At 52.0% G+C, this 23,077-nt stretch carries 17 protein-coding genes; 6 read left to right on the forward strand and 11 right to left on the reverse strand.

Going from position 1 to position 23,077, the window contains the following annotated elements; genetic code table 11:
- Positions 1–39 precede the first annotated feature (39 nt).
- The 5 genes from BUB30_RS17290 (at position 40) to uvrB (ending at position 6,106) form a co-directional block, all read left to right on the forward strand.
- The gene (locus tag BUB30_RS17290) at positions 40–1,446 is read left to right on the forward strand and encodes a tetratricopeptide repeat protein (RefSeq protein WP_073136324.1); all 1,407 of its coding nucleotides are present in this window, start codon (positions 40–42) and stop codon (positions 1,444–1,446) included.
- Positions 1,446–2,249 (forward strand): phosphosulfolactate synthase, encoded by an 804-nt coding sequence (locus BUB30_RS17295; RefSeq protein WP_073136327.1) that lies wholly within the window; start codon positions 1,446–1,448, stop codon positions 2,247–2,249. Before BUB30_RS17290 ends, BUB30_RS17295 begins: the two co-directional genes overlap by 1 nt.
- A 10-nt stretch (positions 2,250–2,259) precedes the next feature.
- Positions 2,260–3,198: a DUF368 domain-containing protein gene (locus BUB30_RS17300; protein WP_073136332.1), complete on the forward strand. Its 939-nt coding sequence runs from the start codon at positions 2,260–2,262 to the stop codon at positions 3,196–3,198.
- Between the two features lie 2 nt (positions 3,199–3,200).
- Positions 3,201–3,944 carry a shikimate dehydrogenase family protein gene (locus BUB30_RS17305; RefSeq protein WP_073136336.1) on the forward strand — a complete coding sequence of 248 codons (744 nt, stop codon included), beginning with the start codon at positions 3,201–3,203 and terminating at the stop codon, positions 3,942–3,944.
- 140 nt (positions 3,945–4,084) lie between these two features.
- Positions 4,085–6,106 (forward strand): excinuclease ABC subunit UvrB, encoded by a 2,022-nt coding sequence (gene uvrB, locus BUB30_RS17310; protein WP_073136339.1) that lies wholly within the window; start codon positions 4,085–4,087, stop codon positions 6,104–6,106.
- Between the two features lie 244 nt (positions 6,107–6,350).
- On the opposite strand, the gene BUB30_RS17315 is transcribed toward uvrB, so the two are convergent.
- Positions 6,351–9,272, reverse strand: a complete 2,922-nt coding sequence (locus BUB30_RS17315) for a PD-(D/E)XK nuclease family protein (RefSeq protein ID WP_073136341.1) — start codon at positions 9,270–9,272, stop codon at positions 6,351–6,353.
- A gap of 49 nt (positions 9,273–9,321) precedes the next feature.
- Positions 9,322–9,738 carry a hypothetical protein gene (locus BUB30_RS17320; RefSeq protein WP_143164967.1) on the reverse strand — a complete coding sequence of 139 codons (417 nt, stop codon included), beginning with the start codon at positions 9,736–9,738 and terminating at the stop codon, positions 9,322–9,324.
- 205 nt (positions 9,739–9,943) lie between these two features.
- Here BUB30_RS17320 and BUB30_RS17325 point away from each other — a divergent pair, with 205 nt between their 5' ends.
- A complete protein-coding gene (locus BUB30_RS17325) occupies positions 9,944–10,744 on the forward strand; it encodes a DUF3592 domain-containing protein (protein WP_143164968.1) in 801 nt (266 codons plus the stop codon).
- A 671-nt stretch (positions 10,745–11,415) separates the two neighbouring features.
- On the opposite strand, the gene ftsZ is transcribed toward BUB30_RS17325, so the two are convergent.
- From ftsZ to BUB30_RS17370, 9 genes are all read right to left on the reverse strand, one after another.
- A complete protein-coding gene (gene ftsZ, locus BUB30_RS17330; protein ID WP_073136354.1) occupies positions 11,416–12,969 on the reverse strand; it encodes a cell division protein FtsZ in 1,554 nt (517 codons plus the stop codon).
- Positions 12,970–13,059: 90 nt separating this feature from the next.
- Positions 13,060–14,370, reverse strand: coding sequence for a cell division protein FtsA (ftsA, locus tag BUB30_RS17335; protein WP_073136357.1), 1,311 nt, complete (start codon positions 14,368–14,370; stop codon positions 13,060–13,062).
- Between the two features lie 60 nt (positions 14,371–14,430).
- Positions 14,431–15,195 (reverse strand): cell division protein FtsQ/DivIB, encoded by a 765-nt coding sequence (locus tag BUB30_RS17340; RefSeq protein WP_073136360.1) that lies wholly within the window; start codon positions 15,193–15,195, stop codon positions 14,431–14,433.
- Complete coding sequence (murC, locus tag BUB30_RS17345) at positions 15,185–16,579, reverse strand: UDP-N-acetylmuramate--L-alanine ligase (RefSeq protein ID WP_073136363.1); 1,395 nt, start codon at positions 16,577–16,579, stop codon at positions 15,185–15,187. Before murC ends, BUB30_RS17340 begins: the two co-directional genes overlap by 11 nt.
- Before the next feature lie 6 nt (positions 16,580–16,585).
- Positions 16,586–17,872: an undecaprenyldiphospho-muramoylpentapeptide beta-N-acetylglucosaminyltransferase gene (murG, locus tag BUB30_RS17350; protein WP_084138201.1), complete on the reverse strand. Its 1,287-nt coding sequence runs from the start codon at positions 17,870–17,872 to the stop codon at positions 16,586–16,588.
- Positions 17,806–18,981 carry an FtsW/RodA/SpoVE family cell cycle protein gene (locus BUB30_RS17355; protein WP_073136368.1) on the reverse strand — a complete coding sequence of 392 codons (1,176 nt, stop codon included), beginning with the start codon at positions 18,979–18,981 and terminating at the stop codon, positions 17,806–17,808. The genes murG and BUB30_RS17355 overlap by 67 nt, the downstream gene beginning before the upstream one ends.
- Before the next feature lie 19 nt (positions 18,982–19,000).
- The gene (gene murD, locus BUB30_RS17360; RefSeq protein ID WP_073136370.1) at positions 19,001–20,362 is read right to left on the reverse strand and encodes a UDP-N-acetylmuramoyl-L-alanine--D-glutamate ligase; all 1,362 of its coding nucleotides are present in this window, start codon (positions 20,360–20,362) and stop codon (positions 19,001–19,003) included.
- A complete protein-coding gene (gene mraY, locus BUB30_RS17365; RefSeq protein ID WP_073136372.1) occupies positions 20,359–21,588 on the reverse strand; it encodes a phospho-N-acetylmuramoyl-pentapeptide-transferase in 1,230 nt (409 codons plus the stop codon). Before mraY ends, murD begins: the two co-directional genes overlap by 4 nt.
- A 3-nt stretch (positions 21,589–21,591) precedes the next feature.
- Positions 21,592–23,055: a UDP-N-acetylmuramoyl-L-alanyl-D-glutamate--2,6-diaminopimelate ligase gene (locus BUB30_RS17370; RefSeq protein WP_073136375.1), complete on the reverse strand. Its 1,464-nt coding sequence runs from the start codon at positions 23,053–23,055 to the stop codon at positions 21,592–21,594.
- Positions 23,056–23,077 lie beyond the last annotated feature (22 nt).

Consider the following 23,077-nt stretch of genomic DNA (forward strand, 5'->3'; position numbering starts at 1 on the left):
TACACCAGTTTTACTTATTTTAGGAAAACCTTTTAGTCCATGTCTAAAGAATATCGTAAAAGAGAAGAAGGAAACGAGCTGATTAAACGATTTGAAGACCATCTCCGGAAAAAGAAAGCAGAGTTTTTTGATTTAGATGCCTACGAACAGATCATTGATCACTACATGTTGCGTAGCAAACATAGCAAGGCCCTTCAAGCCGTTAATCAAGCCATTAGTCAATATCCCTTTTCCACAGAACTGATTACCGTCAAGGCACAGATTCTCTCCAACCTGGAAGAATTCGGCCAGGCGCTGGAGCTGTTGGAACAAGCGCACGCCCTGCAACCCAACGACCCGGAAATTTTCCTGACAAAAGGGTCCATCCTATCCCTGCAAGGCAACCATGCCGAGGCCATCGAGAACTACGAACAAGCTTTGTTGCTGGCCGACGATAAAGATGAAGTATACTACAGCATCGGGTTGGCGCACCAGAGCATGGAAGACTATGAGAAAGCCATCGAGGCCTACAAGAAATCCATCGAGATCAACATCAATCACGACGGCTCACTGTACGAGCTGGCGTTCTGTCTGGATGTGACCGGCCAACTGGAAGGCAGCATCGAATATTATCAGAAGTTCATCGACGAAGATCCCTATTCCACGGCGGCGTGGTATAATCTCGGCATTGTCTACAACAAGCTGGAGAAATACCAGGAAGCCCTCAACGCCTACGACTACGCCATCACCATCGACGAGTCGTTTGCCTCTGCTTATTTCAACACGGGTAACACCTACATGAACATGAGCGAGTATACCAAAGCGCTGGACGCCTTCCGCAAGACGGTGGAGATCGAGGGTCCCAGCCCGGAGGTGTACTGCTGCCTGGGTGCTGCCTATGAAAGCCTGGAGCAATATGAGCTGGGCTTGAAGTATTTCCAGAAGGCCACCAAACTCGACTCGCTTTATGACGAAGCTTGGTTTGGGGCGGGCGCCTGCCTGGAAAAACAGGAAAAATGGTATCAGGCCCTCCATTTCTATAACAAAGCCCTGAAAATCAACACTGAAAATCCGGAATATTGGAAGTCGGTGGCCCATGCCGAATTCAAAGTGGGCAACACCGTATCCAGCATCGACGCTTATGAAGAAGCCTCGAAACTGGAACCCGGCGACAAGGAAATATGGCTGAATTGGTCGTTTATCTACTACGAACAAGGCGATCACGACAAGGCCATAGCCACCTTATTGACGGGATTTGACGAAATTCCGGACGATGCCGAATTTTTCTACCGCATGACGGTATACCTCATCGAAGCTGGTCGCTTTAAAGAAGCCTTTAATTATTTGGAAAATGCTTTAATTTTGGACTTCGATGGACATACCGCCCTGTTCGATTTCTTTCCTAAGATCGAGACGCAAAAGGCGCTGTACAAGATCATCGAGCAGTTTAGAAAAGAAAATAGCTAATGAACTACGAACTTAAAAACCTGCCTGAGCGTACGACCAAGCCCAGGCAATATGGCTTTACTATGGCCATGGATAAGGGCTTGAGTATACGCGAAACGGAGGATTTTGTCAGTATTTGTGCAGATCATATCGATATCGTGAAGTTGGGATGGGCCACCTCCTTTGTGACACCCAACCTGAAAGACAAGCTGAAAGTATACAAAGAAGCCGGCCTGCCGGTCTATTTCGGGGGCACGCTCTTCGAAGCCTTTGTGATCCGTGACCAGTTCGAAGACTACCGTCGTTTATTGGATAAATATGAGATGTCGTTCGCAGAGGTGTCGGATGGGTCGATGGACATCGATCACGACAAAAAATGCGATTACATCACCAAATTGGCCGACCAGGTAACCGTGCTCTCGGAAGTGGGGTCAAAGGATGCGGACAAGATCATCCCGCCCTACATGTGGATCGAGCTGATGCAGAAAGAGTTAGACGCCGGCGCCTGGAAGGTGATCGGCGAAGCCCGCGAAGGCGGAAACGTAGGCCTGTTCCGGTCCACCGGAGAGGTGCGTTCCGGTCTGGTGCAAGAAATTCTCACGAAAATCCCCTTTGAAAAGATCATTTGGGAAGCTCCCCAAAAGGCGCAACAAGTGTGGTTCATCAAACTGCTGGGCGCCAACGTGAACCTGGGCAATATCTCCCCGGAAGAAGTTATTCCCCTGGAAACCATACGATTAGGTCTACGAGGTGACACCTTCTTGCACTTCCTCGGTATAGAAAAGAAGAACACCAACACGGCGCCGCCCTTCGAGGTAGACTAAGCTTACCGATTTGAGAAGACCCAAAGACTATATTCTCCTTTACTTGAAAGGCATAAGTATGGGAGCCACCGACGTTATACCCGGCGTTTCCGGGGGCACTACGGCCTTGCTCACGGGCATCTACAACGAGCTCATCTCTTCGTTGCAGGCCATCGACTGGAAAGCCCTTCAAATGCTTAAAAACCGTGATTTTTCGGGATTTTGGGAGAAAATCAACGGCAGCTTTTTATTGACCATCTTTCTGGGCATCATCACCAGCATCTTTACGGCTGCCAAGGGCATGATCTACCTTTCCACGCGCCATCCCGTGGCCACTTCAGCCTTCTTTTTTGGCCTGACCGCCATTTCTGTCACCCTGATGCTCAGGGAAATAAAGAAATGGAACGGCGGCATCGTCCTCGCCCTCGCAGCAGGCACCGCCATCGCCTATGGCCTCTCGATCTTACCCGCGTTTCATACCCCCGACGCCCTCTGGCTCGCCTTTTTCGCAGGAATGGTGGGCGCTTGCGGCATGCTGTTGCCTGGAATTTCCGGGGGGTTTATCCTGCTTATTATCGGGAAATACCGGTATATCATCAACGCCATCACCAACTTTGACTTACCTATGTTGCTGGTATTCAGCCTGGGATGCGTTGCGGGGCTACTGGGGTTCTCCAGAATTTTGGGGTGGGTAGTGGACAACTATCATGGCGCAACCGTAGCTTTGCTGGCCGGGTTGATGCTGGGCACCCTCAACAAGTTGTGGCCGTGGCGCCAGGTCATGGAATTTGTGACCAACAACAGAGGCCAGCAAGTGCCCGTGTGGGATAAGAGCATTTTGCCCTGGCATTATGTAGCCGTTACCGGTAAGGACCCACAGGTTTTTCAGGCCATTTTGATGATGGCCATCGGCGTTTTCATCATGGTATTAGTAGAAAAGATTTCAGCAAGACTTAAAACAAAACTCTGAACATGGAAAAAGTATTCGGGCTAATCGGTGCCACCGTTAGCCACTCGTTTTCAAAGGCTTATTTCGATGAAAAATTCTTCCGCGAAGGACTCCGCGACTATCACTACGAATTGTTCCCACTCACCAACATCACGGATATTGAAGCATTGTTAAAAGAAACCAAAGGCCTCACCGGCCTGAACGTGACCATCCCCTACAAAGAACAGGTGCTGAAGTACCTCGACGAAGTGGACGGGTTTGCTAAAAAGATCGGCGCTGTGAACGTGATCAAGATCAAAGACGGCAAGCTGAAAGGCTTTAACACGGATTCGGATGCATTTTATGAAACCATTGTAAAATGGATTCCCGAAGGAAAAACATTTAAAGCCCTCATCCTGGGCACCGGCGGCTCTTCCAAGGCGGTTCAAGAGGCGTTGAAAAAAATGAAGATCGACTACACGGTGGTTTCGCGCGAAGCGAAAAAGGGCAACTACACCTATGCCGACCTGGAAGCCAACCCCAAGCTCATCAGCGAGTCGCTGCTCATCATCAACACCACGCCCCTGGGCATGAGCCCCAACACCGAGACCATGCCGCCGATCGACAACGAGCACATCGGTCCCGACCATTACGTATACGACCTGATCTATAACCCTGCACGCACCATGTTTTTGCAAAAAGCAGAGATGCGCGGCGCCACCGTGAAGAACGGCCTGGAAATGCTGCACATCCAAGCCGAAAAATCGTGGACGATCTGGAATAACTGACACCTCCCGGGTCAAAGAAATGAAATCGCTTCTGGCAACGGAAGCGATTTTTTTATTGTTTGACAGGAACCACTAACTTGACCTTGACGTATGCGTTAAGGAAGTTATTCCAACATCCATCATCGAAATATCTGTAGCCTATGAATTTCAAGCTCACCAGTGAATACGAACCGACCGGCGACCAACCCCGGGCCATCGAACAGCTAACGAAGGGCGTAGAGGCCGGTGAGCAACACCAGACCCTGCTGGGCGTGACCGGCTCGGGCAAGACCTTCACCATGGCCAACGTGATTGCCCGCACCAATCGCCCAACCTTGATCCTGAGCCACAACAAAACCCTGGCCGCCCAGTTGTACGGCGAATTCAAACAGTTCTTTCCCGAAAACGCCGTCGAGTATTTCATCTCCTATTACGACTACTACCAACCGGAAGCGTTCATTCCTTCTTCCGGCCTGTATATCGAAAAAGATCTCTCCATCAACGAAGAAATCGAGAAACTCCGCCTCAGCGCAACCTCTTCGCTACTGACGGGCCGGCGCGATGTGATCGTGGTGGCGTCGGTGTCGTGTATCTACGGTATCGGTAACCCGGAAGAGTTTGGCAAGAATGTGATCAAGCTAAAAACCGGCGAGACCATTGTGCGCAACAAGCTCTTGTTTGCCCTGGTAGACATTTTGTACAACCGCACCGAAGTGGAATTCAAACGCGGCACCTTCCGCGTGAAGGGCGATACCGTAGACGTTTTTCTGGCCTATGCCGACTACGCCATCCGCATTTATTTCTGGGGCGATGAGATCGAATCCATTCAACGCATCGATCCCGTGAGCGGCAAAAAGATCTCCGACGAATCCATCGTCACCATCTTCCCCGCCAACTTGTTTGTGACGGGCAAGGAATCGCTGCATCAAGCTATCCGCGAGATCCAGGACGACATGGTAGCGCAAGTGAGCATGTTCGAAGCCGATCGCCGCCACCTGGAAGCCAAGCGCTTGAAGGAACGCACAGAGTTTGATATCGAGATGATGCGCGAACTGGGATACTGTTCGGGCATCGAAAACTACAGCCGCTATTTCGACCGTCGCCGGCCCGGCGACCGTCCGTTCTGTCTCATCGATTATTTCCCCGACGACTTCCTGATGGTGATCGACGAAAGTCACGTCACCGTGCCCCAGGTGCGCGCCATGTGGGGCGGCGACCGTTCGCGCAAAGTGAACCTGGTCGACTACGGGTTTCGCTTGCCCTCGGCGCTGGACAACCGGCCCCTCACCTTCAATGAATTTGAAGCGCTCCTCAACCAGACGGTTTATGTGAGCGCCACCCCTTCGGAATACGAGCTGCGCAAATCGGAGGGGGTTGTGGTGGAGCAAATTATCCGGCCCACCGGCTTGCTCGATCCCGAGATCGATGTACGCCCCAGCCGAAACCAGATCGACGACCTCCTGGAAGAGATCGACGAGCGCGTGAAGAAACACGAACGCGTGCTGGTGACCACCCTCACCAAACGCATGGCCGAAGAGTTGACCAAATACATGGACCGGGTGGGCGTTAAATGCCGCTACATTCACTCGGAAGTGACGACGCTGGATCGCGTAGAGATCTTACGCGAACTGCGCCTGGGCGTCTTCGACGTGCTCGTGGGCGTGAACCTGCTGCGCGAAGGACTTGACCTACCCGAAGTTTCGCTCGTCGCCATCCTGGACGCCGACAAGGAAGGCTTCCTCCGAAACCAACGCTCGCTGGTGCAGACCATTGGCCGCGCCGCCCGCAACGATCAAGGCCGGGTGATCATGTATGCCGACAACATCACGGAATCTATGCAACTGGCCATCGATGAAACCGATCGCCGCCGCACGATCCAGCGGGAATACAACACAGCCAACGGCATTACGCCACGCACCGTCCTAAAATCGAAGGGCAACATCCTGGGCCAAACCAAAGTGGCCGACTCCAAGAAGACGCACAAATATTATGTGGAGGATGAAGAAGCTACGTTGGCTGCTGACCCGGTGGTGGCTTACCTCAGCAAGGAGGAGCTTATGAAAATGTCTGACCGCACGCGCAAGGCGATGGAGAAGGCGGCGAAGGAATTGGAATTTATGGAGGCGGCGAAGTTGCGTGATGAGTATATGGCGATTCAGAAACTTTTGGAGACGAAGGGTTGAGGGGACGGTGTGTTCTGGATGTGACTGCTGATTTGGTGATGATTTGTAGCTGAATGGTGCATGTTGGTGGGACACCAACATGCGGGGGTGCTGGCCCTTGGTTAGTCACTCGCCTGTAACATTTGCGTCTGGCAAGATTGTCAATGGCACGTAATATGTCACGCCGATATTGGGTCGTGCCGGCATTGTTTAAAATGCCACCTCCAATGCATGTTGGTGAAGAACACCAACATGGGCGACCGCCTCACCGATAACAAATCCCCTGATAAGGACAATTCCTGCAAATTTCCGGGTCGGTGGTCTGATCAAACGGCGTCTCGATATCAAAAAGCTCTTCCAATACTATTTTCAATCGCTGTTCAAATTCCGGCAGCAAGGGATCGACATCCGTCACATATTCCCTTCCGACTTTTAACCCAAACTTAAAATCATCGTCGAACAGGTTCATGCGGTTGATGAGGCCGGGGACGATGCGGGTGCCGCGGTGATTTGCATTGGCGCGATAGAGCAACGCATAGAGCAGCGTTTGGAAGGCGGCTTTGTTGCGTTTTCCATCGCGGATGAAGAGCGACTCTACGCTATCGAAGTCCAGTTTGTCTTTGCCGGTTTTGTAGTCGATCACGCGCAAGACGTCGTCTTTGCGATCGACGCGGTCGATCTTTCCGCTGAGCAAGACATGGCCCGGAGGTTTGCTGATGGGCACCTGATACAACATGCCTTCCTGCTCCACGGCTTCCATGGTGAAGGGTGCATAGGCCTTGTCCATTTCGATGATGCGGTGGGCAAAACGTTTCACCACTTCGCGTACCACAAGGCGTTGGCCTTCGTAGACGACCGCCTTGCCAGGTTCCAGTCCATATGAATTTATGAATACTTCATCGATGAGCTGATCGATGAGAAGGCCGGCGTGATCAAAATCTGCGGCCTCGATGTTCTTGCTTTTCTTTTGTTCGCGCAGGCGCTTGTAGAAATGTTCCATGACGTCGTGCAGGAAGTTACCGAGGACGCGGGCATCCAGGTCTTCTTCGACGGCGTCGGGTTCGCGGATGCGGGCCACCTGGCGGAAGTAGAAGCGCAGGCGACATTCCATGTAGGTGTTGAGGGCGGAGGGCGACAACCCGCGGAACATGCTGTTGCCTTCGCTCAGGCGCGCCAGGGTTTGCATCACGTCTTCGTTTTTCTCTACGGTGATGGGCGTGATGGGCGTGGGTTGTACGGGGTTGTGCAGGATCTTCTTTTCGAGATGCAAGCCGCTTTCATACACCAATTGTTGAAGATAGCGGCTCATTTCGCCTTGTCCCAGCACATCGGTTTCGGCGTTGTAGAAGAGGAAGACATTTTCAGCGCGTTGTAGTACGCGATAAAAAAGGTAGGCATACATGGCGTCCTGGTGCTCTACCGTGGGCAGGCTATACGCCCTGCGAATGTTGAACGGAACGTAGGACCCCTTACCGGCCGACGAAGGAAAAGCGCCTTCGTTGAGCGAGAGGATGAACACGTTCTTGTAGTCCAGGTTACGCGTCTCCAATACACCCATGACTTGCAGACCTTTCAAGGGCTCGCCCGTGAAGGGGATCTTGTAGGCCTGGATGAGTTGCCGGAAAAGACGCAAAAAAGATTTTAGCACCACGGACTTGGTCCGGCTTCGTGCCGGAGCCTCGTCAGCAGGAGTCGAAGGGGAATGCTGTTCTTCCAGGTCGTTGCCCATCACATCTGCCATCCGGTTGAGCAGCTTCACAAAATGAAATGCATATTCCTTGTCGAAGGTCGTGATGGTGCTCATGCGCCCGATCTCCATGACGATGTCTTTTAGATAGCCGATGATGTTGGCGCCGGCCGTGGTGAAGATCAGGCGATGAAGCGGCACGGACGACGCCAGGAAGTTCCGGTGAACGTGTACCCAGTTGTTGCTCAGGATCTCCTTGCGCTTTGCGTTGGCCACGGCAGCATCGGCTGCGACCACATAGGGATGTCCCAGCAAGGCGAGCACCTGACGGTGATTGAATTGATCGTGACGGGCGCCGATCTGCATCTCGATCAACAGCTCCACCAGGTTATAGAGGGGTGTGCTGCTCACAGGAAAACCCATGGTGATGTTGAGCTTTTCGACATCGGCCGAAAGGCCATGCAACACGGGCAGCAAAAGCTTTTCGTCGGGCAGCACGATGAGTGTATCTTCCGGGTCGATACCCGTTGCCAACTGCTCACGCAAGACCTGCGCCATTACTTTGGCTTGTCCCACCGGCTGCGCGGCGCCAAACACCCGGACAGATTTCTGCTGCCCGGCACGCTTGCCCGACTGCAACACTGCCGTGAAATGCGACGGTATGTCTTTTGAAAAGGTCTTTCCCAACACCGGGTGTTGTTGGTATTCACGAAAAAACTTGCCGGCTTCCTGGGTGTTGTTGTTGACGTAATATTCGTCCAGGTCCCAATGGATCGTGGCCGTGCCGCGGTCCACAAAAAAGGACATGATCTTTTCTTCGGCCTTGGTGAGGGCGTTGAAGCCCGCAAACACCAACGATTTTCCCTTCACGCGTTGCGCCATGCCTTCGGATAAATTTTCGGCTACGTGGCGGTGTAACATGCCTTCATAGGCCAGGCCCTCGGCCAACAACGCCTGACCGAAGCGGGTATAGAGGGCGAAGAGTTGGTTCCATACCGTCAGGAATTTTCGCTTGTTCCCGGTGAGGTGTTCTTCAAAGCTGCCCCAGAAGGTCTTCAGGAATTCGCGTTGTTCGTCGGTGAGATAGTCGAAGCTGGAGTCGAGCTCTTTTTGGTTACTCAGGTCCTGAAACAGTTGGCCTGGGTTGACGAGGTATTTGTCGACCTCGTCGAAATCGCGCAGCAGCATATCGCCCCAGAAATAAAATTTGTCGAAGGGTTCGCTGGCCGTCTCGGGCGATTTTTTTAATAGCTCATAATACGTCTTGAACAGGCGATGGATGAGCTCGAGTTTGTCGGGGACTTTCAGTTCGGTGAGGTCGGCGATAAAATCTTCGATGGTGATGAGCCTTGGCGCAAACGTGGGCCGTTCCAGGAACACGCTCAGGTGTTTGCGAAAATAGAGTACGGCCCGGCGGTTTGGAAAAACTACCGTCAACGTGTCCAAGGGACGGTAGTTCTTATACAGGGTTTCCGCAAGTTCGTACAGGAATGGCTTCATGCTAAATCAATCCTGAAAGAACGGCTATCCCGTTGAATAAATCAACGCCTCAATACCGGTTGGCCGTAGATTTACAAAAGTCGGCAGGGGTGTGATTGTAGAGGTCCTTCACGCTATAGGTCAGCGAAAGCGTGCTGCCATAAACGGTGCCCGTGCCTTCAATGGCATAGCCGTTCACTTCCTGGTAAGGGATGGTGACGCGGTCGTAGGAAACCGAGGCATGCACCAGAACGTCGGACGCATAAAAGTTATCGATATAGATCTCTCCTGCATACGCCGACTTCCGGATGTAGATCTGGTAATACGAGAGATCATTATACGTGTTACTATATTCCTCCATCTCGTAGTTTCCGGTCAGGTTGTCGCGCACGTCGTAGCGAGGTTCTACGGTGTAGACATCACATCCGGAAAGACCAAACAGGGCCAGTATGGTAAACAAGGCAACATGGGGCAACGACCGTTTCATAACTTTGAACATTGGTGTTACCGTTAGAATTACAAGTTTGAGGCCAGGATTTGGGGGCCTGTTGCGGTGACGTTGGGAAGGCGCAGTACATCAAATTTTTAAGATCTGGCCAAGCTATTCCGGTTCCTGGGGCGGAATATTCAAATTTTGAGATGCTCGAAAATTCGCGGATATTGAGCGACCACGATCCCAAAAATTGACCATAATGAATAGAGAATCAAGGCGCGTAGGATTCAAAACAATTTTCGATTTACTAAAACAAAAACGAACTCATCTTACGCTGGGGGTGGTATTTACTTTAATGCCCCTTGGAGCTGGGGTGATCTTGTTGTCGGTATTTACCATGATCGATTCTGATGTTCCCAAAGTTGACTATGAACAGGTGAACAAAAATGGCCAGTCAACACCCGCGACAATAACGAAAATTGTCGAACAACAAAATGTCACGATCAACGATCAACACCCCTCTATTATAAGTTACAAGTACTCGAACGGGGATAAGGACATCGAAACCCAATACAGAGTACTGGATCCCGACAAGATCCGAACGCTGAACGTCGGCGACACCATTGAAGTGAAGTACTTGTCTGACAGTTCAATAATTCCTGGACTCGAACGCTTTGAATTTCCGATTGGCTTTTTCTTGCGCATCCTCACGCCGCTCCTGGTCATTGGACTTGCGCTGTTGATATTCTTGTATTTGAGAGTCAGAAATGAAATCGATCTTTACCGACGCGGCGAAGTTAGAGACGCGGAAATTGTTTCTATGACTCATACCAGGGGCTTACCCATTTCCGGCATTGGTCAAGGAATAACCGTTCATTACCGGTATGACACAACCCGGGGACAAAGTATTCTTGGGGAATCGTTCACCAATGATTACTCCCTGTTGAACAGTAAAAAGCAGGGTGACCTGGTAAAAATATTCGTTTCAGGAGACGATGAATCAAAATCATGTTTGATCTCGAAACTCGACGAGGTAAGAAATAATTGGAAAATTGAGTGATCAGGTATCGAAGGGCTGTATCTGCTTTTCAGAAACAATGAGTGCAGTCAGGGCTAAAGCCCGGTGACGGACCGGTCGTTTGTTCCCTGGCCTAAAGGCCAGGGTTATTCAAAAGAATTATATCTGATCCCTAACAAACTTCTCGATTAACCCCAGCCTTTAGGCCTAGTCTATGCGCACATCTTTCGAAGCTAGGATACAAGAGATCTGAATAACCCCGGCCTTTAGGCCGGGGGAATCCCGACGAATATATCCGTGGGCTTTAGCCCTGACTTTCCGATTAATGAGTAACGGACACAGCGCTTCATCGGCCATCCGCCGGGCTTAAACATCCACTGGCATAGTCAGTCCGCCAGCTGGCGGATGGGTATTGATCCCATTTTCGTTAGGACTTTTTAGCCTGACCGTTCCCTCTCCTCACCCAGCACCCTATAAAAAACAAACGCCGGACGTTCTCACGTCCGGCATTTACATAACTCCTGCGCCCTTTGCTTAAACCAAAAATGCAAATAAAAAATGGCGCATCAACCGATTAAAAATTGGCACTCCGGCACCGGCAAAAAATATTTACCACCAACAACCACTACGAATGGAGTAAATCACCTGTCGTGCCGGAAATGCCATGTCTTGCATGTCTTTCTATGTGTTTTATTGTATTCTATTAAGTTAGTCTAGTCTACGTTGTCGTGCAAAAATTTATTGTTGCCCAACAGATTGTTGTCGTCGTTCAAATTGTATTTGGAGATGAAGGGTTCGGCCGAGTGGGGCACGTCCTGCATTTTTACGCCGCGGCGTAAGTATGCGGGGAGTGACCATTTTTCGTTGAACTCTTCTTTGGTCATCTCTTGCTTGCGGGCCTGCTTCATTTTTTCCTGGCGCTCTTTTGCTTGCTGTTGCAGGCGTTGTTTAGTCGAGCGCAGTTCCATCATGCCTTCGTCGTTGATCACCTGGTCGCCGTAGCGGGGGGTGACGTCGTCGAAGTCGTCGTCTTTGAAGAGGCTTTCTTCGCCATCGTCGTCGGTGTTTTCGGGTTGGACGGGATCGACGCGGTTGAAGGGACCGGTGAATACTTGTTCGCGTTCAACGGGTTCTTCTTCGGAAGCGCTCGTTTTTATCTCGGGTGTGCGACGCGAGCCCATGTCGTTGTTTTCGGTGACGGAGTGATCCGGCGAGAACAACCAGCCCTGGGAACGATCGAGGTTGTGAACTTTCTTTTCTTCTTTCTTCGCCGGCAAGTGGCTGGTTTCCATCGCAAACCCGGTCGCGATCACGGTGACACGGATGCGGTCGCCCAGGTCCGGATCCACACCGTGGCCAAAGATCATTTCGGCTTCTTCGCCGGCCTGGTCCTGGATGTATTCGGTGATCTCGGTCAGCTCGTCCATCTGCAGTTCGGCTTCTACGCCGGAGATGATGGACAACAGGATCCGTTTCGCGCCCATGATGTCGCGGCTGTCGAGCAGCGGCGAGGCGAGGGCGCCTTCTGCGGCTTTGGGTGCGCGTTTGTCGCCGCGGGTTTCGGCTGAGCCCATGACGGCGGCGCCGGCGTTCAGCATGACGGTGCGCACATCCTGGAAGTCGACGTTGACGTAGCCCGCCAAGGTGATGATCTCGGCGATGCCTTTGGCCGCCGTGGTCAACACGTTATCGGCTTGCGCGAACGCCTGGCCGATGGAAAGGTTTCCGAAAATCTCGCGCAGTTTATCGTTGAGGATCACCAGCACGGTGTCGCAGTTTTCACGCAGCGTATCTAGCCCCAGGTCGGCAGCGGCCATCTTCTTCTTTCCTTCGAAAGAGAAAGGCGCGGTGACGATGCCTACGGTGAGGATGTCCATGTCTTTGGCGATCTTGGCGATCACGGGCGCTGCACCGGTTCCGGTGCCACCGCCCATACCGGCCGTGACGAACACCATCTTGGTGCCCATGAGCATCTCGCGGATCTGCTCTTTGCTTTCGAGCGCCGCGTTCTTGCCCACTTCAGGGTTGGCACCGCATCCCAAACCTTCGGTGAGGTTGGTGCCGATCTGAAGTTTATTCGGCACAGGGCTGCTCATCAGCGCCTGGTTGTCGGTATTACAAACGATGAACTCGACATCTTTAATGCCTTGCTTATACATGTGGTTCACCGCATTGCTCCCGCCACCGCCAACGCCGATCACCTTGATGATGGACCGGTTGTTGTTGGCTTTGGGGATCTCAAATTTGTATGATCCTGTTTCAAACATGATTAGAATTTTTTTAGTGGTTGTCTTTTTTGGTTTTGGATCAGGATGGCCAACGCTTCACGAACGCCCGCTTTTACTGTTCCGAAATGCTCAATATTCGTTCTTTCCATCCAGGTCGTCGATCAACAGACTCTTGGTTTTGTTCAAGATGTCGTTGAAGAAATTCTTGGATGCTGTTACCGGTTGCTTCTTCACTTTAATGGCTTTCACCACTTCGCGCGCCTCCTTGTAACGGTCCTCTCTTTCGTCCAGAGAGCGGAAACCCGATAGCACCAGGCCAACGGCAGTAGCATACATCGGGCTTTTCACCGATTCGATCTTGCTCTTGCCCAGGTGTTCGTTCGGGTAACCGATACGGGTGTCCATACCGGTCATGTATTCAACAAGCTGCTTTAGGTTGCTCAATTGTGCGCCGCCGCCGGTGATCACGATGCCGCCGGCCAGGCGATTCTCGAAACCGGAGCTGATGATCTCCGCGTGTGCCATCTCGATCACTTCCTCCATCCGCGCCTGGATGATGTTCGACAGGTTCTTCACCGAGATCTCCTTCGCCGCACGGTTGCGGATGCCCGGGATGGACACGATCTCGTTGGGGCTGGCCTCTTCGGCGATGGCCTTGCCAAAACGTGTCTTCAGCTGTTCGGCCTGCTGCGGCAACACCATCAAGCCCTGCTTGATGTCGTTGGTCACAATGTTTCCTCCGAAAGGAATGACGGCCGTGTGACGGATGATGTTGTCGTAGAAGATCGCGATGTCTGTCGTGCCCCCGCCAATGTCGATGAGGCAAACACCGGCTTCCTTCTCCTCGTCGCTCAACACGGCCAGGCTGGACGCGAGGGGTTCAAGAATAAGATCGGCGATCTCCAGGTTGCCCCTGCGGATGCACTTGTTGATGTTGTTGATGGCATTGGTCTGGGCGGTGATGACATGGAAGTCGGCTTCCAGGCGCACGCCCGACATGCCGACAGGTTCCTTGATACCCTCTTCATAATCCACCATATAGTCTTGCGGCATCACGTGAATGATCTGGCTGCCGGGAGGCACCACCATGCGATACATGTCCTGCGTGAGACGCTCCACGTCGTCGATGGTGATCTCGTCCTCTTTCGAAGAACGGGTGATGCCACCGTGCTGGATAAAGCTTTTTATATGCTGACCGGCAATGCCCACGTTCACCACGCCGATGTCGATGCCCGCCTGGTCGCCGGCTTCGCGAATGGCTTTCTCGATGGCGTACACGGTCTTGTCGATATTGAAAACGATGCCTTTGACCACGCCTTCTGACTCGGCCTTGCCCATACCCAGCACCTCCAGCTTGCCGAATTCATTCTTGCGTCCTACAATGGCACAGATCTTTGTTGTGCCTATGTCGAGCCCGACTACAATTTTTTCGTGTTCCATGATGATAGATCTTTTATAGTGGTTGTTGTAATGCTTTTATTTTGTCACGCTTCGTTGTCTTTATTCTGCAACAATCTGTCCTTCATATTCCAGATTGACCCTTCCGTACTTGTTCCATCCCATCCGCGGGAGAATTTCCTTGTAGAAGATCATCAGCTTTTTAAGCTTGCCCTCTATGTTTTCCGGTTTCCCGAATTCGATCTTCTCGTCGCCCACCTGGGGGAACAAGGTGATGCGCGCTTTGCTATCGATGTCGAGCTGTGCGATCTGGGCGGCCCAAAAATCATCCTCGCGGATGACGTTCAGGAGAGCGATCAGGTTCTTGCCATCCTCTGTATCGTTCACGTTGTTTTGTTTGAGGAGCTGGTTCACATACGATCCACTCATCAGTACAACGCGTGCCGTAAATTTATCCGACACCGGCATCACCGTTCCATCTTCGGCGATGTAGCCATCGGGGCCGTCGTTGCGAACCAGGCGCGCAATGGGGCGGCGAAGCTCGGTCTTCACTACCAGGTTCCCTTTCAGGTCGCTATACAGTTGTGCGTCTTTGATAAACGGCTCACTTTTGATTTTCTTCTCTACGTCTTTCAGATTGACTCTGTCCAGCGTGGCGCCTTTCAAAGTCTCCTTATTCAGCTGCATGAGATTCACGATATCGGACTCGTCCAGGAAGTGGTTTTCGTTCACGTTCACCATTTTGATGGTGATGTCCCGGATCGACGCTGAGCTCTGATGACGTTCGGCAAACGCAATAATGCCACACACAATCAACACCGCGATGATGATCTTAACACGCTTCCTTATGTTAAAATTAATCTTCATACTTCCGCTTCAGCATTTCCCCAATGGGTTTTACAAACGTATCGATGTCGCCCGCTCCTACCGTGACCACCACATCCAAATCCATCTTCTCCAGCTTCTCCATCAAGTCCTTTTTGTTGCATCGGATCTTCACGGCACTGGTAATGTCGTTCATGAGCATATCCGAATCCACGCCCGGGATCGGCAGTTCGCGCGCCGGGTAAATGTCCATGAGCAACACCTCGTCGGCCAGGCTCAGGCTTTTGGAAAATCCTTCCGCAAAATCGCGCGTTCTCGTAAACAGGTGAGGCTGAAAAATAGCCGTCAGCTTTCTGCCCGGGTAGAGCGACTTCATGGAGCGCAGAAACGCTTCGATCTCCGTCGGGTGATGCGCATAGTCGTCTACAAACACCACCTTCTTTCCTCTTAAAACATACTCAAATCTGCGCTTCACACCCCTGAACGACTCCAGGGCTTTGGCGATCGTGGGAAGGCCCACGCCACACAAGTTTGCGGCCACCGACGCGGCGATGGCGTTTTCAATGTTATGAAAACCAGGGACACCGAGCTGCACGTGTTCGACCTTTCCAAATCCATGGAGATCGAACTGAAAAAATCCGCCCCTTGCGGTAATGTTCCCGGCAAAAAATTGTCCCCGGCTCATGCTATAAATATGCTTCTTCACATGGTCCACTTTGTCGGCCAAAAGTTCGGCTATCGATTCGTGGATGATCAGGTCGCCACCGCGATTGATCTGTGAAATAAATTCTTTGAATGAAACGATCAGGCTCTCGTGATCGCCATAAATATCCAAGTGATCGGCATCGGCCGATGTTACCACGGCGATCTGTGGGAAAAGCCGAAGGAACGAACGATCGAATTCATCGGCTTCCACCACTACCAGGGTGTCTTTCTTCACGTCTCCTTCCATCACGAGGTTGGATGCGTAGTTCGTGGTGATACCTCCCAGGAAACCGACCATGCTCTTGCCTGCACTTTTCAGGATATGCGCCACCATCGAAGACGTCGTGGTCTTGCCGTGTGTGCCAGCAACTGCTACGGTCTTGTAGTCTTTGGTGAGCAAGCCCAACACTTCCGAGCGTTTCAAAATGGTATAGCCATTTTGTTTCAGGTAGTTGTGTTCGACATGATCTTTGGGAATGGCCGGTGTGAAGATGACCAACGTCTTGTCTTTTTGCTGCTTCACTTCTTCCGGGATCAGCTCGAGCTTGTCCTCAAAGTGAATGCGCATGCCTTCATTCTGCAACTCGTCCGTCAGTGTCGTAGACGTTTTGTCGTAGCCGGAAACACGTAGTCCTTCCTTCATGAACCACCGTGCCAGGGCGCTCATACCAATCCCGCCAATACCGAGGAAATAGATGTTATCGTACTTTTCTAACGTCACGTTCGTTTATCGTTTCACCATTACGGGTTGCAGCCGACTGGTGTCAATCGGCTGGTTATTCCCTGTTGATTTATAATATAGTTGTTCGCCGTGCTCCGGCTGATCCTTGTCGGCCGACTTCGCCACGATGAGCTTCTCAATTTCATTCACGATGGATGCCGTGGCATCCGGTCTGGCCAGCTTAGCGATGTTCTCGGTAAGTTTGTCGGTGCGCTGTTTGTCGAACAGCAGCTTCAAGGCTTCGTCGACCAACCTAACCCCGGCCTCTTTGTCGAGCACCAGCACGGCGGCGTCTTTGTCCACGAGTGCCTTAGCATTTTTGGTCTGGTGATCTTCGGCCACGTTCGGCGAAGGCACCAGGATGACCGGCTTCTTCGCGATGCAAATCTCCGACACAGCCAACGCTCCGGCGCGCGAGATCACAACATCCGCAGCCGCATAGGCCAGGTCCATTTCCTTTACGAAATCCTGGACACGGATCTTGCGCAGGTCGTACTTCACCAACTGTGCTTTGTATCCTTCATAATATCCCTTGCCCGTTTGCCAGATCACCTGCACCTTGGCATCGACTAATTTCTCGATCCCCTGGATAATGCTTTCGTTGATCGTGCGGGCGCCAAGGCTACCGCCAACGATGAGCAGTGTTTTCGTACCTGCATCAAATCCAAAATGATTCAGCGCGCGTTCTCGCTTGACACCGATCGAAAGCATGTCCTTTCTAACGGGGTTGCCGGTGAGCACCAGTTTTTCGCTGGGGAAATATTTCTCCATGCCCTCATAGGCCACGCACACTTTGCTCACTTTGCCGGCAACTTGTTTGTTGGCAAGTCCTGCAAAGGAGTTCTGTTCCTGGATCACGGAAGGGATACCGGCGCGTGTCGCCGCCATCATCACGGGTCCGCTGGCAAAGCCCCCTGTACCGATCACAGCATGCGGTTTGAATTCGCTCACGATCTTGCGCGCACGCCAATAGCTCACGGCCACTTTCACCGGAAATAACAAGTTCGACCAGGTCAGCTTCCGTTGGAGACCGGTGATCCACAAGCCGATGATCTTATAGCCGGCTTCCGGCACACGGGTCATTTCCATTTTATCCTTGGCGCCCACAAAAAGAATGTCGGCATCCGGATGACGTTCGCGGAACTCGTTGGCGATGGCAACGGCGGGGAAGATGTGACCTCCCGTGCCGCCGCCGCTTATGATCAAACGATATGGTGTGCTTGAACTCACGCTGCTTTTGCCGTTGGCATGTTTTTCGTTTCCTTCGACTCCTCGGTTGTGCTTTGCTCCCATTTCTGGTCTTGCTCGCCGCGGCTCACACTGAGGATGATCCCCAACGAAAGTCCGGTAAACACCATCGACGTTCCCCCCATAGAGATCAAGGGAAGCGGCTGCCCGGTGATGGGGCCCAACCCCACCACGACTCCCATATTTACCATGGCCTGGCATACCAGGTCAAAGCTTAGCCCAGCAGAAAGCAGTCCCCCAAAAGCGCGGTCGCTGTTATAGGAGGCTTTCATTCCCCGGTGTAACAAAAGCAAGTACAATCCCAAGACCACGATGCCACCGACGAGGCCATATTCTTCGATCACGATCGCATACACGAAATCGGAATACGGGTGCGGAAGAATATTGCGTTGATCGCTGTTGCCTGGTCCTTTGCCAAACACGCCGCCCGTCGCCACAGCGATGCGCGCATGCTTGGCCTGGAACGGAAGCTCCGAGCCATCGATAAAACTCTGAATCCGGTGTTTCGCCGTCTCCCCCCGAACACCAAACGCAATGGCCAGCGATCCGGCTAACGCTCCCACAAAAACGAGCATCGCCAAATATTTCGTCGGCACGCGGCCAATGAACATGATGAGCATACACGTCACCAGCAGCAGCATGGCGGTTGACAAGTTTGTCAACGCGATCAGCCCGCAAATGATACCACACCAAAACAGGATGGGGATCAGCGATTCCTTTATATCGTCGATGTTTTGTTGACGTTTGGAAAGCATGCTCGCCAGGTTCACGATCAATGCAAGGCTGGCGAAGTCCGACGGCTGGAACGATCCCACGATGGGAACCTGGATCCAACGCGCTGCATCGTTGATGCTGGTACCGCTGGTAAAAGTGTAGATCAGCAACGGAATGCTGACAAACAAACCGATCTTGGAAAGCTTGGAGTAATAGCGATAGTCTACCCGGTGTGCAAACCACATCGCGGCCAGACCCACCATCACGGTGAACGTATGTTTCAGCAAAAAGCTCTCAGGGCTTTGTGTGCGTTTGTAGGCCAGGGTCCCGATGGAGCTGTACACCACGAGGATACTGATCAGCGAAAGCGCAAACACCACTGCCCAGATGACCTTGTCGCCTTGCAGGTTTTTATCGGCCCATGTTTTTATTTTCTGCATAGTTCTGCTCCCCTATATTTTAGGCGCTTATGCCTTCCGTTTCTTTCTTCAAATCCAATACCGCTTGTCTGAACTGATCTCCCCGGTCTTCATAGTTCTTGAAGAGATCGAAGCTTGCACAAGCGGGCGACAACAATACGACATCGCCGGCTTCTGCCATGGCCAGTGCTTTATGCACCAGCTCCGTCACACTTTGCGTTTCTTCTATGCGCTTTACTGTTTTGCCAAAAAATTGTTTCAACTTCTCGTTGTCTTTCCCCAGGCAGATCAGCACTTTTACTTTCTTCTTTACTTGTTCTTCGATCAGGGAATAGTCGTTGCCTTTGTCTACTCCACCGGCGATCCAGATGAGTGGCTTTTCATAGCTGCCCAGGCCATAGACCACGGAGTCGACATTGGTCGCTTTGGAATCGTTCACAAACTCTACGCCGCGAATAACAGCCACGCTCTCCAAACGATGTGGTGCATTTTTGAACGTCTTCAGGCCCTTGCGGATACTCTCTAAACCAACACCCGCCAGGTACACCGACGACACTGCAGCCATCGTATTGATAAGGTTATGAGGCCCCTTCAAGGTGGTGTCCGACTGCGCGACCTGGAATGCATCCTTAAGTTTGAAATGCATCGTCGGCCCATCGGCATATACCGGCACGGCCGCGTCGCGCTTTAACGACACCGGCGTTTGCTGGGGAACGATCGAACGCTTCTTCAACTCTGCAGCAATCACAGCATCGTCGGCATAGTAAATGAAATGCTGTGAAGCTTTCATCTTGCGAACGATCTGGAATTTGGAATCGATATAATTCTGCAAGGTGTACTCATAGCGATCCAGGTGATCGGGTGTGATGTTGAGCAACACAGCAATCTCCGGGTCAAATGTTTTTGTGCCATCCAATTGGAAGCTGCTCATTTCGAGCACGTACCAGTCAAACGACTCGGTGGCCACCTGGCGCGCCATGCTCTTGCCCACATTGCCAGCAAGACCCACGTTAACGCCGGCTTCTTTCATCAGGTGATAGGTGAGCAGGGTTGTGGTGGTTTTACCGTTCGTTCCAGTGATGGCAATGATCTTAGCGTCTGTATACTGAAAAGCAAATTCAATCTCGTCGATCACCGGAATCCCCGCGGCCTTCGCAGCTTTTATCACCGGCGCTTTGTCGGGAATGCCGGGACTCTTGATGATATACGCAGCGTTGAGGATCTTTGCTTCGGTGTGCACGCCCGTTTCGTAGGCGATGTTCTCCTGCTCCAGCTCGGCCTTGTATTTATCTTTGATAGGCCCCATGTCCGAAACAAAAACATCAAAGCCCTGCGCCTTCGCGAGCAGTGCTGCTCCCGTTCCGCTTTCGCCTCCTCCCAATATGACAATGCGTTCGCTCATCTCAGTTTCAAAGTTGCCAAGGCCAGTATGGCCAGTAATATGCCCGCGATCCAAAACCGCGCAACGATCTTGGCTTCGTGAATGTTTTTCTTTTGATAGTGGTGATGCAACGGCGACATCAAAAATATTCTCCGTCCTTCACCATATTTCTTCTTCGTGTATTTGAAATACGACACCTGCAGCATCACGGAGAGTATTTCAACAAAGAATATTCCACACAACACCGGGATCAACAATTCCTTTCTCACCGCCAAGGCCAGCACGGCAATGATCCCACCCAAGGTCAAACTTCCCGTGTCACCCATGAAAACCTGTGCCGGGTAAGCATTGTACCAGAGGAAGCCCAGGCACGCGCCCACGAACGCCGTACAAAAAATTACCAGCTCCGCGAGGTTCGGGATATACATGATGTTGAGGTAGCTCGCAAAGTCAATACGCCCCGAGAGATACGCAAGGATCGCCAACGTCAGCCCTATAATACCCGAGGTCCCTGCTGCAAGACCGTCAATGCCGTCGGTGATGTTCGCTGCATTCGAAACCGCGGTGATGATGAGAATAACCACCAACACGTAAATGATCCACGTATATTCGGCCGGCAAGAAGGGAATGATCTTGCTATAGTCCATCTCATTGTTCTTCACAAACGGCACGGTCGTTGTCGTCGACTTCACGTCCTGATAGCCTGCGGGGCTTTCAAGTGATTCGTCCGCATCCTGTACCTGTACACTGGATCGCGTTGATGCACTCACCTCGCGTACCACAACATTGTCGTTGAAGTAAAGCGTGAACCCGACGATCAATCCAATGCCCACCTGACCCACGATCTTGAACCGACCGGCCAGTCCTTCTTTATTCTTGCGGAATACTTTAATATAGTCATCCAAAAATCCGATCAGCCCCAACCAGCAGGTGGTGATGATCAGCAGCGCCACATACACGTTATCCAACTTGGCAAACAACAGCGTAGGAATGAGGATCGCCGCAATGATGATGATCCCGCCCATGGTGGGGGTACCCTTCTTTTGCATTTGTCCTTCCAGGCCGAGGTCGCGAATATCTTCGCCCACCTGTTTCTTGCGCAGGGCATGGATCAGGTTCTTGCCAAACGTGATCGTGATCAGCAACGACAGGAAAGCTGCCATACCCGCACGGAACGAGATGTATTGGAATACACCGGCTCCGGGTACGTCTAGTGAATCGAGATAGTTGAATAAGTAGTACAGCATTCCTTAATTCTCAAAAAGTTTCAGCATCCGCTCCACCACCTCGCGGTCGTCGAATGGATATTTTATGCCTTTTATTTCCTGGTACGTCTCATGTCCCTTGCCCGCGATGAGGATGATGTCGTGTTCCTTGGCCATCATACACGCTGTCTTGATCGCTTCTTCGCGATCGGCCATCACCAATGTTTTGCGCACCTCCGTGGGCATCACACCGGCCTGCATCTCGCGAATGATCTCCATGGCGTCTTCGTCGCGGGGATTGTCCGAGGTGAGCACCACCTTGTCGCTGAGGCGGCAGGCGATCGATGCCATCAGTGGTCGTTTCGTCTTGTCGCGGTTCCCGCCACAACCCACTACGGTGATCACTTGTTCGGCGCCGGTCCTGAATTGCGCGATGGTCTCCAACACGTTCTTCAATGCATCCGGAGTGTGTGCATAGTCTACGATGGCGGTCACTTTCGATCCCGGCATCACCAACTCAAAGCGGCCCACAGCGCCTTCCAACGACGACAGCTTTGTCAATACCTCGTCGGATTCTTCTCCCAGCAAAACGGCTGCGCCATACACGGCCAGCAAGTTGTAGGCGTTGAAGTCACCGATCAGCCTAAACCAAACGTTCTTGCCGCCGATCTCCAGCTCCAGCCCTTCGATCGAATTGGTGATGATCTTTCCTTTAAAGTCCGTCATCTTCTTCAATCCAAAGGAATACTTCGAAGCCTTTGTGTTTTGCAGCATCACCATGCCACGCTTGTCGTCGGCGTTTACCAACGCAAAAGCATCGCTGCTTAAGTCGTCGAAATATTTTTTCTTGGCCTTGATATAGTTCTCGAACGTCTTGTGATAGTCGAGGTGGTCATGCGTGATGTTCGTAAACAACGCTCCCGCAAATTTCAACCCGGCAATGCGCTCCTGGTCCACCGCGTGCGAGCTCACTTCCATGAACACGTGTGTGCACCCGGCCTTCACCATGCGCTCCAGCAATTCATTCAACTGGATAGGATCCGGCGTTGTATGCGTGGACGGCACCACCTCCTTCACAACCTTATTCTCCACTGTCGACAGCAACCCGGAAGGATGTCCCAGCGCCGTAAACAGTTTGTACAACAGCGTGGCCACCGTGGTCTTGCCGTTTGTGCCCGTCACACCGGTGAGCTTCACTTTCTCACTGGGATTGCCATAGTAGTTCGAGGCAATAATCCCCAACGCCTGCGCACTGTTCTTCACGGTGACGTAGGTGATCTTCTCGTTGATGCTATCCGGCAGTTGTTCGCAAACAATGGCGGAAGCGCCCAGGTCGATGGCCTTCGCGATATACGCGTGACCGTCGGACTGCGTGCCTCTCACGGCGATAAATAAAAAACCTGCCTGCACCTTGCGCGAGTCAAAGCAAATACCCTTCACCTCGCCGCTCATGTTGCCATAGCTGGAGGTGAGGGATACTTTATACAATATGTCTTTCAGTTCGCGCACGTGTTATCTTTTTTCTATAGCA

It is taken from the genome of Chryseolinea serpens (genome assembly GCF_900129725.1).
GTDB classification, from domain to species: domain Bacteria; phylum Bacteroidota; class Bacteroidia; order Cytophagales; family Cyclobacteriaceae; genus Chryseolinea; species Chryseolinea serpens.